Source organism: Rhodoferax sediminis (assembly GCF_006970865.1).
Taxonomy (GTDB): Bacteria; Pseudomonadota; Gammaproteobacteria; order Burkholderiales; family Burkholderiaceae_C; genus Rhodoferax_A; species Rhodoferax_A sediminis.
In genome coordinates this window covers 2,367,384-2,382,995 of the sequence record NZ_CP035503.1, presented here as the reverse complement: position 1 = coordinate 2,382,995, position 15,612 = coordinate 2,367,384, and the positions used below count along the sequence as shown (strand labels likewise).

Below are 15,612 nucleotides of genomic sequence, written 5' to 3'. Positions count from 1 at the left end.
CAGGGCAGTGTGCCCTCGGCCGGTTCAGTGGCACAATTGCGGGTGGACCCAGGCCCTTCCAGCCACTGTCGCATCCGCCAATCGGTCTAGCCGTGTCGCGGGAGGTAATTTAACCAGCTTATGTTTCCCGGAGGGAAACGGAGGTCAGCGCAATATGAGCGAGCAATCGTCGACGCCGCCAGTGTCGGCATACCAGGCCTATCAAGGCAACACCTATCTCTTCGGCGGCAACGCGCCTTATGTTGAAGAGTTGTACGAAAACTACCTGGGCAATCCGGGCAGTGTGCCCGACAACTGGCGCGATTACTTCGATGCCCTGCAGCATGTGCCTGCCGTCGATGGCAGCAATGCGAAGGACGTACCGCATTTGCCGGTTGTCAACGCCTTCGCCGACCGTGCCAAACAGGGGCAGACGCGAGTGGTCGTGGCCAGCGTCGACGCAGAGATGGGGCGCAAGCGCACCGCGGTCCAGCAACTGATTGCCGCCTATCGCAACGTCGGTGCCCGCTGGGCCGACCTCGACCCCCTGAAGCGGACCGAGCGGGAGAAGATTCCGGAGTTGGAGCCGTCGTTTTACGGCTTCACCGATGCCGACCAGGAAACGGTGTTCGACACCGGCAACACGTTCTTCGGCAAGGACACCATGTCCCTGCGCGATCTGCTCAATGCGCTGCGCGAAACCTATTGCGGCACGATCGGCGCCGAGTACATGTACGCCACCGACCAGATCAAAAAGCGCTGGTGGCAGCAAAAACTCGAGAGCATCCGCAGCAAGCCCAATTTCACCCCGGAGAAGAAGCTGCACATCCTGGACAGGCTGACCGCAGCCGAAGGCCTGGAGCGCTTTCTGCACACCAAGTACGTCGGCCAGAAGCGCTTCTCGCTGGAAGGTGGAGAGAGCTTCATTGCCAGCATGGACGAGTTGATCCAGCGTGGCGGAGAGATGGGCCTGCAGGAAATCGTGATTGGCATGGCGCACCGCGGCCGCCTCAATGTGCTGGTGAATTCGCTGGGCAAGGTGCCCGCCAATCTGTTTGCCGAGTTCGATCACACGGCCCCCGAAGAGCTGTCCAGCGGCGACGTGAAATACCACCAGGGTTTCAGCTCCGATGTGACGACACCTGGCGGACCGGTGCATTTGTCGCTGGCTTTCAACCCGTCGCACCTCGAAATTGTCAACCCTGTGGTCGAGGGCTCGGTGCGCGCCCGCATGGACCGCCGCGACGACCCGCACGGCAAGCAGGTGCTGCCGGTGATCGTGCACGGCGACGCGGCCTTCGCTGGCCAGGGCGTGGTGATGGAAACGCTCGCACTGGCCGAAACACGCGGCTATTTCACGGGCGGTACCGTGCACCTCGTGATCAACAACCAGATCGGCTTCACCACCAGCGACCCGCGCGACACACGCTCCTCGCTGTACTGCACGGACGTGGTCAAGATGATCGAAGCACCGGTGCTGCATGTGAACGGCGACGATCCAGAGGCCGTAGTGCTGGCGACCCAGATTGCGCTCGACTACCGTATGGAGTTCCAGAAGGACGTTGTGGTCGACATCGTGTGTTTCCGCAAGCTCGGCCACAACGAGCAGGACACCCCGGCGCTGACGCAGCCGTTGATGTACAAGAAAATTGCCGCTCACCCCGGCACGCGCAAACTCTACGCCGACAAACTGTCGGCACAAGGCATGGGCGCGACGCTGGGGGACGACATGGTCCGGGCGATGCGCGCCGCGCTGGATGCGGGCAAGAGCACTTTTGATCCGGTGCTGACCAATTTCAAGAGCAAATACGCGGTCGACTGGGCGCCCTATCTCGGCAAAAAATGGACCGACGCCGGCGACACTGCCATTCCCATGGCGGAATGGCGGCGACTGGCTGAAAAAATCACCACCATCCCGGCCACGGTGACGCCGCACATGCTGGTGAAAAAGGTCTACGACGACCGTGCCGCGATGGGCCGCGGCGACATTCCGGTGGACTGGGGCATGGGCGAGCACATGGCCTTTGCGTCGCTCGTGGCCAGCGGCTACCCCATCCGGTTGTCGGGAGAAGACTCCGGGCGCGGCACCTTTTCGCACCGCCACTCCGTGATTCACGACCAGAACCGCGAAAAATGGGATATCGGTACCTACACGCCGCTGCAGAACGTGGCCGAAAACCAGGCCCCGTTTACCGTCATCGACTCGATCCTGTCGGAAGAAGCGGTGCTGGCCTTCGAGTATGGCTATGCGTCCAACGATCCCAACACGCTGGTGATCTGGGAAGCCCAGTTTGGCGACTTCGCCAACGGTGCCCAGGTGGTGATCGACCAGTTCATTGCGAGCGGTGAAGTCAAATGGGGCCGCGTCAATGGCATTACGCTGATGCTGCCGCACGGCTACGAGGGACAGGGTCCGGAGCACAGTTCGGCGCGGCTCGAGCGCTTCATGCAGCTGTCAGCCGACACCAACATGCAGGTGGTCCAGCCCACCACGGCGAGCCAGATCTTCCACGTGCTGCGCCGCCAGATGGTGCGCAACCTGCGCAAGCCGCTGATCATCCTGACGCCGAAGTCGCTGCTGCGCGCCAAGGATGCGGCCTCGCCGCTGTCGGAGTTCACCAAAGGCAGCTTCCAGACCGTGATTCCGGAGCACAAGGAAGAAATCAACAAAAAGGCCGACAAGGTCAAGCGCGTCATTGCGTGCTCTGGCAAGGTGTACTACGACCTGGTCAAGAAGCGTGTGGAAAAAGAGGCGGACGATGTCGTCATCCTGCGCGTGGAGCAGCTCTATCCATTCCCGCACAAGGCGTTTGCGGCGGAGTTGAAGAGGTATCCGAACGTGGCTGACATTGTGTGGTGTCAGGACGAGCCGCAGAACCAGGGCGCCTGGTTCTTTGTCCAGCACTACCTTCACGAAAACATGCGCGAAGGACAGAAGCTGGGCTACTCGGGCCGCGCCGCCTCCGCATCGCCGGCGGCGGGCTATTCGCATCTGCACCAGGAGCAGCAAAAAGCCCTGGTGGACGGTGCGTTTGGCAAACTCAAAGGCTTTGTGCTGACCAAATAACTTCGGTTTGTCATTCCAGAGAGCGGGAATCCGCGTCGTGCGTCGTGGGCACTGGCGCTTGCGGGAATGGCAGCCTAAAAACCAACAGAAAGAATTCAAATGGCACTCGTAGAAGTCAAAGTTCCGCAACTGTCCGAATCGGTTGCCGAAGCAACCATGCTGCAATGGAAAAAGAAGGTTGGAGACCCGGTCGCGATCGACGAAATCCTGATCGAGATCGAAACCGACAAGGTCGTGCTGGAAGTCCCTGCGCCCGCGGCTGGCGTGATTGCCGAGTTGACGGTTGGCGACGGCGCCACGGTCGTGGCCGAGCAGGTGATCGCCAAAATCGATACCGAAGGCAAAGCGATTGCCGCTGCTGCGCCGGCACCTGTTGCCGCAGCTGCGGCAGCGGTGGCTGTGCCCGCGCCGGTCGCCTCCGCAACGGGGGGCGCCGTGGCGGGTGTCGCCATGCCGGCGGCCGCCAAGCTCATGGCCGACAACCAGCTGGCGGCCGGCTCCGTGCCCGGCAGCGGCAGGGATGGCCGTGTCACCAAGGGCGATGTGCTCGGCGCGGTGGCCGCGGGCGCTACAAAACCTGTAGCTGCTATCGCAATATCCACAGGGGCTCCGACCAAATCCTTGCCTCAAGTGGCGGCGCCGGCCGTGAAACTGGGCGATCGCCCCGAGCAGCGTGTGCCCATGAGCCGCCTGCGCGCGCGCGTGGCCGAGCGGCTGCTGCAGTCGCAGGCCACCAATGCCATCCTGACCACCTTCAACGAGGTCAACATGGCGCCGGTGATGGAAATGCGCAAACGCTTCCAGGAGAAGTTCGAAAAGGAGCATGGCGTGAAGATCGGCTTCATGAGCTTCTTCGTGAAGGCGGCGGTGCATGCGCTGAAGAAATACCCGGCGATCAACGCCTCGGTCGACGGCACCGACATCGTGTACCACGGCTACTTCGATATCGGCATTGCGGTCGGTTCGCCGCGCGGCCTGGTGGTGCCGATCCTGCGCGACGCCGACCAGATGGGCTTTGCCGATATTGAGAAGAAAATTGCCGAGTACGGCGCCAAGGCGCGTGACGGCAAGCTGTCGATGGAAGAGCTCACCGGCGGCACCTTCTCGATCTCCAACGGCGGCGTGTTCGGCTCGATGCTGTCCACCCCCATCATCAACCCGCCGCAGTCGGCCATCCTGGGCGTGCACGCGACCAAGGACCGCGCCGTGGTCGAGAACGGCCAGGTGGTGGTGCGCCCCATGAATTACCTGGCCCTGAGCTACGACCACCGCATCATCGACGGCCGCGAGGCCGTGCTCGGTCTGGTGGCCATGAAGGAGGCGCTGGAAGATCCGGCGCGCCTGCTGTTTGACATTTAATCCACCCCGTTGCCTGCTCACTTCGTGTAGCCGCCTCCCCCTCGAGGGGGGCAACGCCAGCGGCCCGGCAGAGCCGGCTCCGCGGTGTTTCCCGAGCGGGCTTCGCTGCGCTGGCCGAATGTGGCGCAATGGCGTGGCCTGATCTGTGTAAAACCAACTTGAGAGATTTCAAATGTCCAAGCAATTCGATGTGATCGTCATCGGCGGCGGTCCCGGCGGTTATATAGCGGCGATTCGGGCCGCCCAGCTGGGCTTTAACGTGGCCTGCATTGACGAGTGGAAGAACGCCAGGGGCGGTCCGGCACTGGGCGGCACCTGCACCAATGTGGGCTGCATCCCCAGCAAGGCGCTGCTGCAGTCTTCCGAAAACTACGATCAGGCCGGGCATCACTTTGCTGACCACGGCATCGATATCAAAGGCCTCGCCATGGACGTGGCGAAGATGCTGGGCCGCAAGGACGCGGTGGTCAAGCAGAACAACGACGGTATCCTGTACCTGTTCAAGAAAAACAAGGTCACGTTCTTCCACGGCCGTGGTACTTTCGCGAAAGCCTCGGATGCTGGCTACGAAATCAGCGTCGCGGGCAGTACGCCGGACACGCTGGTGGGCAAGCACGTCATCGTCGCCACCGGCTCCAATGCGCGCGCCCTGCCGGGCGCACCATTTGACGAAGAGATGATCCTGTCGAACGACGGCGCCTTGCGCGTCGGCGCCGTTCCCCAAAAGCTGGGCCTGATCGGCTCGGGTGTGATCGGTCTGGAAATGGGCTCGGTCTGGCGCCGCCTGGGCTCGCAGGTCACGGTGCTCGAGGCGCTGCCGACCTTCCTTGGCGCGGTCGACGAGCAGATTGCCCGGGAAGCGAAAAAGGCCTTCGACAAACAGGGCCTGAAGATCGAGCTCGGCGTCAAGGTCGGCGAGGTCAAGACCGGCAAGAAGGGCGTGAGCGTGGCCTGGACCAACGCCAGGGGCGAGGCGCAGACACTGGAAGTGAACAAGCTGATCGTCTCGATCGGCCGCGTGCCGAACACGATTGGCCTGGGTGCCGAGGCCGTGGGTCTCAAGCTCGACGAGCGCGGCGCCATCGTGGTCGATGGCGATTGCAAGACCAGCTTGCCCAACGTCTGGGCCGTCGGTGACGTGGTGCGCGGGCCCATGCTCGCGCACAAGGCAGAGGAAGAGGGTGTGGCCGTGGCCGAGCGCATCGCGGGCCAGCACGGGCACGTCAACTTCAACACCGTGCCCTGGGTGATCTACACCAGCCCCGAGATTGCCTGGGTTGGCCAGACCGAGCAGCAACTCAAGAGCGCAGGGCGCGCCTACAAGGCCGGCACCTTCCCGTTCCTGGCGAACGGCCGCGCGCGTGCCTTGGGCGATACCACCGGCATGGTGAAATTTCTGGCCGACGCTGCCACCGACGAAATCCTGGGTGTGCATATCGTCGGCCCGCAAGCCAGCGAACTGATTTCCGAAGCGGTGGTGGCCATGGAGTTCCGTGCCAGCAGCGAGGACATCGCGCGCATCTGCCACGCCCATCCGTCTTTGAGCGAGGCAACCAAGGAAGCGGCGCTGGCCGTTGACAAGCGCACCCTGAACTTCTGAGGTGGCGCCGGGTATGTCGGTGACGCATTCAGTCAGACTGGCTTACGAGACCGAACTCACGGCGCGGGGTTACAGCAGCGATCCGGCGCAGTTGCGCGCCGTCGAAGCGCTGGAGCGCTGTGCCAGCGAATGGGCTGCCTACAAGGACAAACGCTCGAACGCGCTGAAGAAACTGATCAACCATCCGGACATTCCGCGCGGTGTCTACATGTACGGCGGTGTCGGGCGCGGCAAGAGCTTCCTGATGGATTGCTTCTACAACGCCGTGCCGCTGAATCGCAAGACCCGGCTGCACTTTCACGAGTTCATGCGCGAAGTGCACCGGGAGCTGACCGAGCTGCAGGGCACTGCCAACCCGCTCGATGAGCTGGGCCGGCGCATTGCCCGGCGCTACCGGCTGATCTGTTTCGACGAATTCCATGTCTCGGACATCACCGACGCCCTGATCCTGCACCGGCTGCTCGCGGCGCTGTTCGAAAACGGTGTGGGATTCGTGACAACCTCGAACTTTCGTCCCGATGACCTTTACCCGGGAGGGCTGCACCGCGACCGCATCCTGCCCGCGATTGCGCTGCTCAATGAAAAGCTCGAAGTCATCAACGTCGACAATGGATTTGACTATCGCCAGAGCACGTTCGGGCAGCTCAAGATGTACCACACGCCGCTCGGCGCCCAGGCCGACAAGGCGATGCGGGACGCCTTCAACCGGCTGGCCGAAACGCACGATGAAGATCCCGTGCTGCACATCGAGGCCCGGGAAATTCGCGCCCGGCGCAAGGCCGGCGGCGTCGTCTGGTTCGACTTCAAGACGCTGTGCGGCGGCCCGCGTTCGCAGAACGATTACCTGGAGATCGCGAGCCAGTTCCATACCGTTTTGCTCAGCGACGTGCCGCACATGCCGGTTCGCATGGCCTCGGAGGCGCGGCGCTTCACCTGGCTGGTGGATGTGCTGTACGACCGGCGCGTCAAACTCATCATGTCGGCGCAGGTGCCGCCCGAGGCGTTGTACACCGAAGGGCCGCTGGTGCACGAATTTCCGCGCACGGTGTCGCGCCTGACCGAAATGCAGTCCGCCGAGTTTCTTGCGCTGGAGCGCCGCAACGTGGATACCAGCCTGACATGAATCGTTTTCTAGTCGCTATGGTTTTTATAGCATCCTGCGCAGCAGCGGCGGGGCAAACAGCCACTATTTCTGCAGATCAGGCGGCCGATGCCGAACGTGCCGCGATCAGCGCCGAGCGCAGCCGCAGCGAGGCTGACTACCTGCAGGAGCAAAAAGCCTGCTACCAGAAGTTTGCGGTGAACGACTGTCTGCGCGCTGCCGGGGCGCGTCAGCGCAAGATTCTGGCCGATTTGCGGCGCAGGGAGATTGCCCTCAACGATGCCCAGCGCAAGCGCCAGGCGGCGCAGCAGGCCCGCGCCCGGCAGGAAAAGGCCGCGGCCGAACAGCAAAAGCAGGCCGACCGGCAGGGCGAGGATCAGCGTGCCAGGGCGGCACAGGATGTTCAACAGCGTCAGGACCGCGCCGCCAGCAGCGCGAGCGATCGCGCGAAAGCCGCGGCCGGCGAGAGTAAAAACGTGCAGGACGCCAAGGCCAGAGAGCAGCGGCACCTCGACGAGACCGCCTCCCAGGCCAGCAAGGCCGCTGCAGCCGCGAAGCAGCGGGCCGAGTACGACGAAAAAATCAAGGCCGCTGCCGAGCGCAAGGCCGAGCTGGAGCGGCGGCGCCAGGAAAACCCGAAGCCCCCTGCCAATCCCTTGCCGATGCCTCCCTGAGGAGGAGCCTGATCCGAAACAGCTCGGGCGCTATGGCGCCAGGGGTTCCAGCTTGACGATCACCAGCGACATGTTGTCGCCGGCGCCGCGTGCACGGGCCCGTGCCTTGTCCACCATGAACTCTGTGGCTTCCCGCGGCGACAGGGCAGACAGCAGCGAGCCCATTTCTTCCGGGCTGAAGTAATGCCAGACGCCGTCGCTGCAGGCTATCAGCACGTCGCCCGGACGCAACTGGGGAATGAAATGCGTGCTCATCGGCGGCTCGGCTTCCGTGCCCAGGCAACCCATCAGGATGTTGGATTGGGGGTGTGAGTCGGCCTCGGCCTCGGTGATCTCGCCGCGATCGACCATCGCCTGAACCAGCGAGTGATCGATGGTTCGCTGAATCATTTTGTCGCCGCGGAAGTGGTATACGCGCGAGTCGCCCGCGTGAATCCAGTGGCAGTCGCCACGCGGGTTGATCAGAAACGCCGCAATCGTGCTGTGCGGTTCCTGCTCGGCAGAAATGGCGGTCAGCTTGATGACAATGTGGGCCTCCTCCACCAGTTGCTGGAGCATGGCAACGGCATCATCGCTCTCGGGTGCATAGCGCTCGAACAGCTGCCTGGCGGTCATCACCACCTGGTCGGAGGCTTTGCGCCCGCCGCTGCGCCCACCCATGCCATCCGCGATGACACCCAGCAGGCAGCCGGCCGCGCGCGGATGGTTCAGCAGGACGACCTGATCCTGCTGGTATTCGCGGTCGCCCTTGTGCAGGCCTGTCGAGGCGGTAAGCCGGTAACCTTTAGCCATATTGGGTTTTTCAGGCGCGTGGGCGCTCGATTAATCGACGTTAAACACGTATTATCAGGTGAACCCGAACACAGCCCGCACGGGCTGGTATTGATTGAATTTTTGGACTCAAACCTGCATTCCCCGGAACGGCGCCTGATCGAGTTGCGCATGGAGCACGCCGACCTGGACGCGCTGATCGACCGCACCAGCCACGAGACGCCGCTCGATGAACTCATGATGCGCCGGCTGAAAAAGCGCCGGCTGGCGCTGCGCGACCAGATCTACCGGCTGGAGCTGGCGCTGGACCCCAAAGAGCCGGCATGAGCCTGCAAGAACTGGTCCGCGAAGCTTTCGCGCCCGACGGCGTGCTGTCGCGCGCGGCCGAGCATTTCAAGCCGCGCGAGGAGCAGGTGGCGATGGCGCTGGCCGTGTCACGCACCATTGAAAATGGCGGCGTGCTGGTGGTCGAGGCGGGTACCGGCGTTGGCAAAACGTTTTCTTACCTGGTGCCTTCACTGCTCAGTGGCGAACGCGTCTTGCTGTCAACCGCCACCAAAACACTGCAGGACCAGCTGTTCGGCCGCGATCTGCCGCGCTTGGTGCAGGCACTCGGGCTGCCCGTGCGCAGCGCTTTGCTCAAGGGCCGGGGCAGTTATCTGTGCCTGCACCGGCTGGAACTTGCGCGCCGCGAGGCGCAGTTGCCTGATCGGGGCTCGCTGCGGACTCTGGCCAAGATCGAGCAATGGGCGCAGGTGACGCGCACCGGCGATCTGGCGGAATTGCCGGGGCTGGACGAGCGCTCGCCGCTGATCCCGCTGGTCACCTCCACCCGCGAGAATTGCCTGGGCGCGCAGTGTCCCCAATTCCGCGCCTGCCACGTCAACCTGGCACGGCGCGAGGCGCTGGCGGCCGACGTGGTGGTCATCAACCACCACCTGTTCTTTGCCGACCTGGCGGTGCGCGAGTCCGGCATGGCCGAGCTGCTGCCGACCGTGCGCGTGGCGATTTTCGACGAGGCGCATCAGCTCAACGAGACCGGTGTGCAGTTTCTCGGCACGCGTCTGACCACGGGGCAATTACTCGACTTTGCGCGTGACCTGCTGGCCGCCGGCCTGCAACACGCGCGCGGGCTGGTCGATTGGCAACAAGTGGTGTCTGCGCTCGAGCGGGCAGCGCGGGAACTGCGCCTGGCGGTGGGCAAGGTCTATCCGGGCAGCAAATTGCGCTGGACGGGGGCCGTGCCAGAGAACGTTTCTGCGGATGCCTGGACCCAGGCGCTGCAGGAGTTGCATGCGGCCTGCACCCAGGCCATGGCGGCGCTGGACACGGTCAGCGAGATGGCGCCCGATTTCGTGCGGCTGCACGAGCGTGTCAGCCAGTTCGCCGAGCGGGTGGCGTGTTTTTCGGGCAAATGCGCACTGGAATCGGTGCGCTGGGTCGACGTGGGCACGCAGCTGCGGCTGGTGGAGTCGCCGCTGGATATCGCCAAAACGGTGCAAACAAGGCTGCTGCAAGAAGGCCAGGAGGCGCAGGCGCTCAAGGCCTGGATCTTCACCTCCGCCACGCTGGGCGATGATCCGCAACTGCGCTGGTTTACCGAGCCGTGCGGGCTGACCGAGGCCGAAGTTCTAAGGGTGGGCAGCCCGTTCGACTACGCGCGCCAGGCGGCTGTCTATGTGCCGCGGCATTTGTCCAGGCCGAGCGATCCGGCGCACAGCGCGCAGGTGGCCGCTCTGGTGGAGGCGGCGCTGCGCCGGCTCGGTGGCCGCACCCTGGTGCTGACCACCACGCTGCGCGCGCTGCGCAGCATCGGCGAGACCTTGCAAAGCCGTTTTGAAAGCGAGGGCCTCGTCGATGTTCTGGTGCAGGGCCAGATGCCCAAGCGCCGCCTGATGGAGCGATTCCGCGAGGGCGATGCCAACGGCGCGCCGGGCTGTGTGCTGGTGGCCTCGGCCTCCTTCTGGGAGGGCATCGACGTGCCGGGCGACGCCTTGCAACTGGTGATCATCGACAAGCTGCCATTTCCGCCACCCAACGACCCACTGGTGGAGGCGCGCGCGCAGCGCCTGGAGGCAGCGGGGCGCAGCCCCTTCAACGATTATTTTGTGCCCGAGGCGGCGGTGGCGCTGAAGCAGGGCGCCGGCCGGTTGATCCGGCGCGAGTCGGACCAGGGAGTGCTGGTGGTTTGCGATACGCGACTCGCCAGCATGGGTTATGGCCGGCGCCTGCTGGCGGCGCTGCCGCCGATGCGGCAACTGCAGTCCGAAGATGAATTCCTGGAGGCGCTGGAGGCCCTGAATGCCGGGCGAGTGGCGGCGGACGCTACCAGATCTTCCACCATGGATCCGAGCTGGACTTGAAGCCGCGGCTCAGGTAAGTGCTTTTCGGGTAGCTTTTTTCCATCACGCGGTTGGTATCGTCGCGCAGCTGCGTCATACCCAGTGCGTCATAGGATTTCACCATGATGTACAAGGCCTCTTCGAGCGCAGGAACATCGCGGTAGTCGCGCAAGGCCACCTCGGAGCGGTTGATGGCGGCCACATAGGCGCCGCGCGTGTAGTAGTAGCGGGCTACATGCACTTCATAGGCGGCCAGCGAGTTGACGATATAAGTCATGCGCTGGCGGGCGTCCGGGGTGTAGCGCGAATCGGGGAAACGGGTCGCCAGTTCCTTGAAAGACTCGAACGAATCCTTGGCCGCCTTCTGGTCGCGCTCCGACAGATCCTGGCGTGTCAGGAACGAGAACAGGCCCAGATCGTCGTTGAAGTTGACCAGGCCCTTGAGGTACAGCGCGTAGTCCATGGCCGGGCTGGCGGGATGCAGTTTCATGAAGCGGTCCAGCGTGGCAATCGCCTGCGCCTGCTCGCCGCCCTTGTATTGCGCGTACGCCTTGTCGATTTGCGCTTGCTGCGCCAGAGGCGTGCCGGCGGCGCGGCCTTCGAGCTTTTCAAACAGGGGAACGGCCTTGTCGTAGCCGCCCGAGTCCATATTGTCCTTGGCTTCGGCGTAAATCTTGTTCGGACTCCAGCCAGCGGTCTCGTCCTTGGTCGTGGTGGAGCAGCCCGATACGAGCGCGCCCAAGCTCACCAGCAGCAAGACGGGGACAACCGATAATTTGGCACGAAGCGTCACAGGCAACTTTCTTGAAACAAAGCCAATTGATTATATCGAGCGTCCCTGCGGGCGACGAACCCTCGCCGGTCCTGGAAGACGCCGCGGAGGCCGGGCCCGAGGTCGAACTGCGCAGCCTCACCATGGGCCCGGCGCAGCATGGCGAGCGGCTGGACCGGGCGCTGGCGGCGCTGGTGCACGAGTTCTCGCGCAGCTACCTGCAGCAGTTGATCGAGGCGGGGGCGGTCAGCGTCAATGACAAGCTGTGCCGCAAGCCCTCCGTCCGGGTCAAGGCCGGCGACCGGGGCTTGATCGAACTGCGGCCCACGCCGCAAAGCCAGGCATTCAAACCCGAGGCCATGCCGATCGACGTAGTGTTCGAGGACGAACATCTGCTGGTGGTCAACAAACCTGCGGGGCTGGTGGTGCATCCGGCGCCCGGCAACTGGAGTGGCACGCTGCTCAACGGCTTGCTGGCACGCGACGAGGCGGCCCGGCTGCTGCCGCGCGCCGGCATCGTGCACCGGCTGGACAAGGACACCAGCGGCCTGATGGTCGTGGCGCGCACCCGGCAGGTGATGGATGCGCTGGTGCAGTTGATCGCGGCGCGCGAGGTGAGCCGGCAGTACCTGGCATTGGCGCACCGCCGCTGGAGCGGGCCGGCCGCGCGGCTGGTGGAGGCGCCCGTGGGACGTGATCCGCGCAACCGCCTGCGCATGGCGGTCGTGGATATGAATCAAAACGCCGGCAAGCCGGCCAGCACCATGGTGGAGCTGCTACAAGATTGTGAGCTTGGCTGTTGGGTGCGTTGTACTTTGCAAACCGGCCGCACGCACCAGATTCGGGTCCATATGGCCTCCATTGGCCATCCGCTGGTGGCGGACGAGGTGTATGGCGGCGCGCCCGCGGCGGGCCTGCAGCGCCAGGCCCTGCACGCCTTCCGGCTGGCGTTTGTGCATCCGGTGACGGGGCAGGCGCTCGAGTTCCACGCGCCCCTGCCGCCCGATATGGAACGGGCCTTGATGGCCTGGAGCCTAAGTTACAATGCTGCGTCAGGAGCCTAGTGCTCGCGCCTCGCTTGCCAGCTTGAGGTGCGCGTTGCCTGAACTGCGGCTTCCCGGCCACGCTCCGAATTGAATCGTCCCTGATTTTTGCGCTTCAAGAAGCGCCTTTTCCCGGAAATTGCAATACATGAATACGGCGGATGCCAAACGCGTCCTCGAAACGGCCTTGATCTGTTCGCAGCAACCGCTGCCGGTGCGCGAGCTGCGCGTCCTGTTCAATGACGAACTGGGCGCCGACACCATCAAGTCGCTGTTACAGGATCTGCAAAACGACTGGACCCCACGCGGCGTCGAACTGGTCAGCGTGGCCACGGGCTGGCGCTTCCAGAGCCGCCCCGAACTGCGCGAATACCTGGACCGGCTGCACCCCGAAAAGCCGCCGCGCTACAGCCGCGCGACGCTGGAAACGCTGGCCATCATTGCGTACCGGCAGCCGGTGACCCGGGGCGACATGGAAGACATTCGCGGCGTCACCATCAACTCGCTGATCCTCAAGCAGCTGGAAGACCGCGGCTGGGTGGAGGTGATCGGCCACCGTGAGACCGTCGGCCGCCCGGCACTGTTCGCCACCACCAAACAGTTTCTCGACGACCTGGGCATCGAATCGCTGGACCAGCTGCCCGTGTCGGACAACGCATCGGGGCAGGCCGGCATGCTGGACGCCTTGAACACGCTGGAGGCATCGCAGCCGGCGCTGCCGATGGCCGAGCCGGCGGCAGACGCTGTTCTGGTACCCGGTGATGCGCTCGACGCGGACGACACCACCGCCTACGAATCGGCGCCAGCAGCCCTGCTGGCCGACACCCCTGCCGGGGACGAAACCACCCCACTCAACGGGACTCAAGCATGAACGATCACAACACCCCCGAGCCGACCTCTCCAGCGGAACTGGATGATGAGGAAAAGAAGGTTCCAGCCCATGCTGCGTCTTCGCAGGATGCTACTGATTTGGTAGTGCACGAGAAATGGGACGACGACGAGGACTCCGAGGACTCCGACGAGACCGATGACGGCTCGCTGGCCCAGCGCAGCAAGCCGCCAGTCAATGCCCCGCCCGTGCCGATCCGATTCGCCGATGTGGTCTCGGGGCAGTTCGACGCCGACGAGGAGAGCGAAGAGCTGCCCAGCCTGAAGCGCGTGCTCGCCCCGCAGGCCGAGAGTCCCAAGCTGCACAAGGTGCTGGCGCAGACCGGCCTAGGTTCGCGGCTCGAGATGGAGCAGCTCATCGTGGAAGGGCGCATCTCGGTCAACAACGAGCCGGCGCACATTGGCCAGCGCATCCAGTTCGGCGACCAGGTCAAGGTCAATGGCAAGCCGATCCGCTTTCGCGTCGACCCGCCGCCAGCGCGCGTGATCGCGTACCACAAGCCGGTGGGCGAGGTGGTCACGAATGACGATCCGCAGAACCGCCCCACGGTGTTTCGCCGCCTGCCCAAGCTGGTGCAGGGCAAGTGGCAATCGGTCGGGCGGCTGGACCTGAACACCGAAGGCCTGCTGCTGTTCACCAACTCGGGCGAGCTGGCCAACAAGCTGATGCACCCGCGCTTCGGGCTGGAGCGCGAGTACGCTGTGCGCGTGCTCGGCGCGCTGAGCAATGACGAGAAACAGCGCCTGCTGGAGGGCGTGAAGCTGGACGACGGGGTGGCCCAGTTTGGCTCGATCGAGGACGGCGGCGGAGAAGGTTCCAACTGCTGGTACCGCGTGACGATTTCCGAAGGCCGCAACCGCGAAGTGCGCCGCATGCTCGAGGCTGTCGGTCACGCGGTCAGCCGCCTGATCCGCATCCGCTACGGCGCCATGGTGCTGCCGCGCGGCCTCAAGCGCGGCGCCTGGCTGGAACTGGACGAGCGTGACATCCGCGCGCTGGTGCAGGCGGCAGGCTCCGCCAATGGGCAGGGCCGTGGCGAGGTGCGCGGCCCGGGCGCCGGCGAATCGCAGGGGCGTGACGGCGCCGGCCGCGCGGGCGGGCGCAACCGGCGCCGCGGCGGACGCGGTGCGGGCCCGCGAGGCTCCGGCGAGGGGCAGCGCAATGCGGCGCCTGCCGGCGCGCCCGGAAACAACCAGGGTAAAGGTCAGGGTCAGGGCCAGCGGCGCAAGGGCGGCGAGCGCGATGACCGGCAAAGCGCCAGCGCGCAGCCCGACCCGATGAAGACGGCGTTTGGCTACATCGGCGCCGACAGCTTCACCCGGCAGCGCCAGGGACAAGGGCAGGGCCAAGGCCAGGGTCAACGCCGCAGCGGTGGTGGCGGTGGCGGAGGAGGCGGCCAGCGCCGTGGCGGGGGTGGCCGCGGCCGATAACAGGCGCCAGCCGCCGCCCGGACAGGACGGAACCACCGGCCCCTTGCACTGATCCTCCCTGACGCAATGCCGAAGGCGAATTCATGGTACCGGTTAAAATACAAGGCTTTGCCCGTGGGGCGAAAATCAACATCCAAGCTCAGGAAAAATACATATGGCTATCGAACGCACCCTCTCCATCATCAAGCCCGATGCCGTTGCCAAAAACGTGATCGGCCAGATTTATGCCCGCTTCGAGGCCGCCGGCCTGAAAGTAATCGCCGCCCGCATGGCGCACCTGTCGCGCGCCGAAGCCGAGGCCTTCTACGCCGTGCACAAGGCGCGGCCCTTCTTCAAGGACCTGGTGGACTTCATGATCTCCGGCCCGGTGATGATCCAGGTGCTGGAGGGCAAGAACGCCATCCTGAAAAATCGCGACCTGATGGGCGCCACCGACCCCAAGAAGGCCGACGCCGGCACCATCCGCGCCGACTTTGCCGACAGCATCGACGCGAATGCCGTGCATGGCTCCGATGCCGCCGAGACGGCGAAAGAAGAAATCAGCTTCTTCTTCGCGGGCATGAACGTTTACTCGCGCTGATCCA

General features: G+C 64.4%; 13 protein-coding genes. 11 read left to right on the top strand and 2 right to left on the bottom strand.

All coding sequences use genetic code 11. From position 1 onward, the window contains the following. The first annotated feature begins 154 nt into the window (after positions 1-154). The 5 genes from EUB48_RS11505 (at position 155) to EUB48_RS11485 (ending at position 7,781) form a co-directional block, all read left to right on the top strand. A complete protein-coding gene (locus EUB48_RS11505; RefSeq protein ID WP_142819248.1) occupies positions 155-3,046 on the top strand; it encodes a 2-oxoglutarate dehydrogenase E1 component in 2,892 nt (963 codons plus the stop codon). 99 nt (positions 3,047-3,145) lie between these two features. Beyond that, positions 3,146-4,405, top strand: coding sequence for a 2-oxoglutarate dehydrogenase complex dihydrolipoyllysine-residue succinyltransferase (odhB, locus tag EUB48_RS11500; protein ID WP_142819247.1), 1,260 nt, complete (start codon positions 3,146-3,148; stop codon positions 4,403-4,405). A gap of 172 nt (positions 4,406-4,577) precedes the next feature. Then, entirely contained in the window at positions 4,578-6,005 is a 1,428-nt protein-coding gene (gene lpdA / locus EUB48_RS11495) for a dihydrolipoyl dehydrogenase (RefSeq protein WP_142819246.1), read from the top strand. A gap of 13 nt (positions 6,006-6,018) precedes the next feature. Beyond that, on the top strand, positions 6,019-7,128 hold the full coding sequence (zapE, locus tag EUB48_RS11490) for a cell division protein ZapE (protein WP_142819245.1): 1,110 nt from the start codon (positions 6,019-6,021) through the stop codon (positions 7,126-7,128). Then, on the top strand, positions 7,125-7,781 hold the full coding sequence (locus EUB48_RS11485) for a hypothetical protein (RefSeq protein WP_142819244.1): 657 nt from the start codon (positions 7,125-7,127) through the stop codon (positions 7,779-7,781). Before zapE ends, EUB48_RS11485 begins: the two co-directional genes overlap by 4 nt. A 30-nt stretch (positions 7,782-7,811) precedes the next feature. Here the strand turns inward: EUB48_RS11485 and EUB48_RS11480 are convergent, their stop codons facing one another. After that, positions 7,812-8,573, bottom strand: coding sequence for a PP2C family protein-serine/threonine phosphatase (locus tag EUB48_RS11480; protein WP_142819243.1), 762 nt, complete (start codon positions 8,571-8,573; stop codon positions 7,812-7,814). Between the two features lie 102 nt (positions 8,574-8,675). On the opposite strand from EUB48_RS11480, the gene EUB48_RS11475 reads away from it, so the two are divergent. Both EUB48_RS11475 and EUB48_RS11470 read left to right on the top strand, forming a co-directional pair. After that, the gene (locus EUB48_RS11475) at positions 8,676-8,879 is read left to right on the top strand and encodes a YdcH family protein (protein WP_142819242.1); all 204 of its coding nucleotides are present in this window, start codon (positions 8,676-8,678) and stop codon (positions 8,877-8,879) included. After that, complete coding sequence (locus tag EUB48_RS11470; RefSeq protein WP_142819241.1) at positions 8,876-10,915, top strand: DNA repair helicase YoaA; 2,040 nt, start codon at positions 8,876-8,878, stop codon at positions 10,913-10,915. Before EUB48_RS11475 ends, EUB48_RS11470 begins: the two co-directional genes overlap by 4 nt. On the opposite strand, the gene EUB48_RS11465 is transcribed toward EUB48_RS11470, so the two are convergent. After that, positions 10,878-11,651 carry an outer membrane protein assembly factor BamD gene (locus tag EUB48_RS11465; protein ID WP_420821451.1) on the bottom strand — a complete coding sequence of 258 codons (774 nt, stop codon included), beginning with the start codon at positions 11,649-11,651 and terminating at the stop codon, positions 10,878-10,880. The two genes, EUB48_RS11470 and EUB48_RS11465, sit on opposite strands and share 38 nt — an antisense overlap. Before the next feature lie 47 nt (positions 11,652-11,698). On the opposite strand from EUB48_RS11465, the gene EUB48_RS11460 reads away from it, so the two are divergent. The 4 genes from EUB48_RS11460 (at position 11,699) to ndk (ending at position 15,608) form a co-directional block, all read left to right on the top strand. Then, entirely contained in the window at positions 11,699-12,730 is a 1,032-nt protein-coding gene (locus tag EUB48_RS11460; protein ID WP_420821411.1) for an RluA family pseudouridine synthase, read from the top strand. A 127-nt stretch (positions 12,731-12,857) separates the two neighbouring features. Then, complete coding sequence (scpB, locus tag EUB48_RS11455) at positions 12,858-13,580, top strand: SMC-Scp complex subunit ScpB (protein WP_142819239.1); 723 nt, start codon at positions 12,858-12,860, stop codon at positions 13,578-13,580. Further along, positions 13,577-15,028: a pseudouridine synthase gene (locus EUB48_RS11450; protein WP_142819238.1), complete on the top strand. Its 1,452-nt coding sequence runs from the start codon at positions 13,577-13,579 to the stop codon at positions 15,026-15,028. The genes scpB and EUB48_RS11450 overlap by 4 nt, the downstream gene beginning before the upstream one ends. Before the next feature lie 154 nt (positions 15,029-15,182). Continuing rightward, the gene (ndk, locus tag EUB48_RS11445) at positions 15,183-15,608 is read left to right on the top strand and encodes a nucleoside-diphosphate kinase (protein WP_077562725.1); all 426 of its coding nucleotides are present in this window, start codon (positions 15,183-15,185) and stop codon (positions 15,606-15,608) included. The last annotated feature ends 4 nt before the right edge of the window (positions 15,609-15,612 follow it).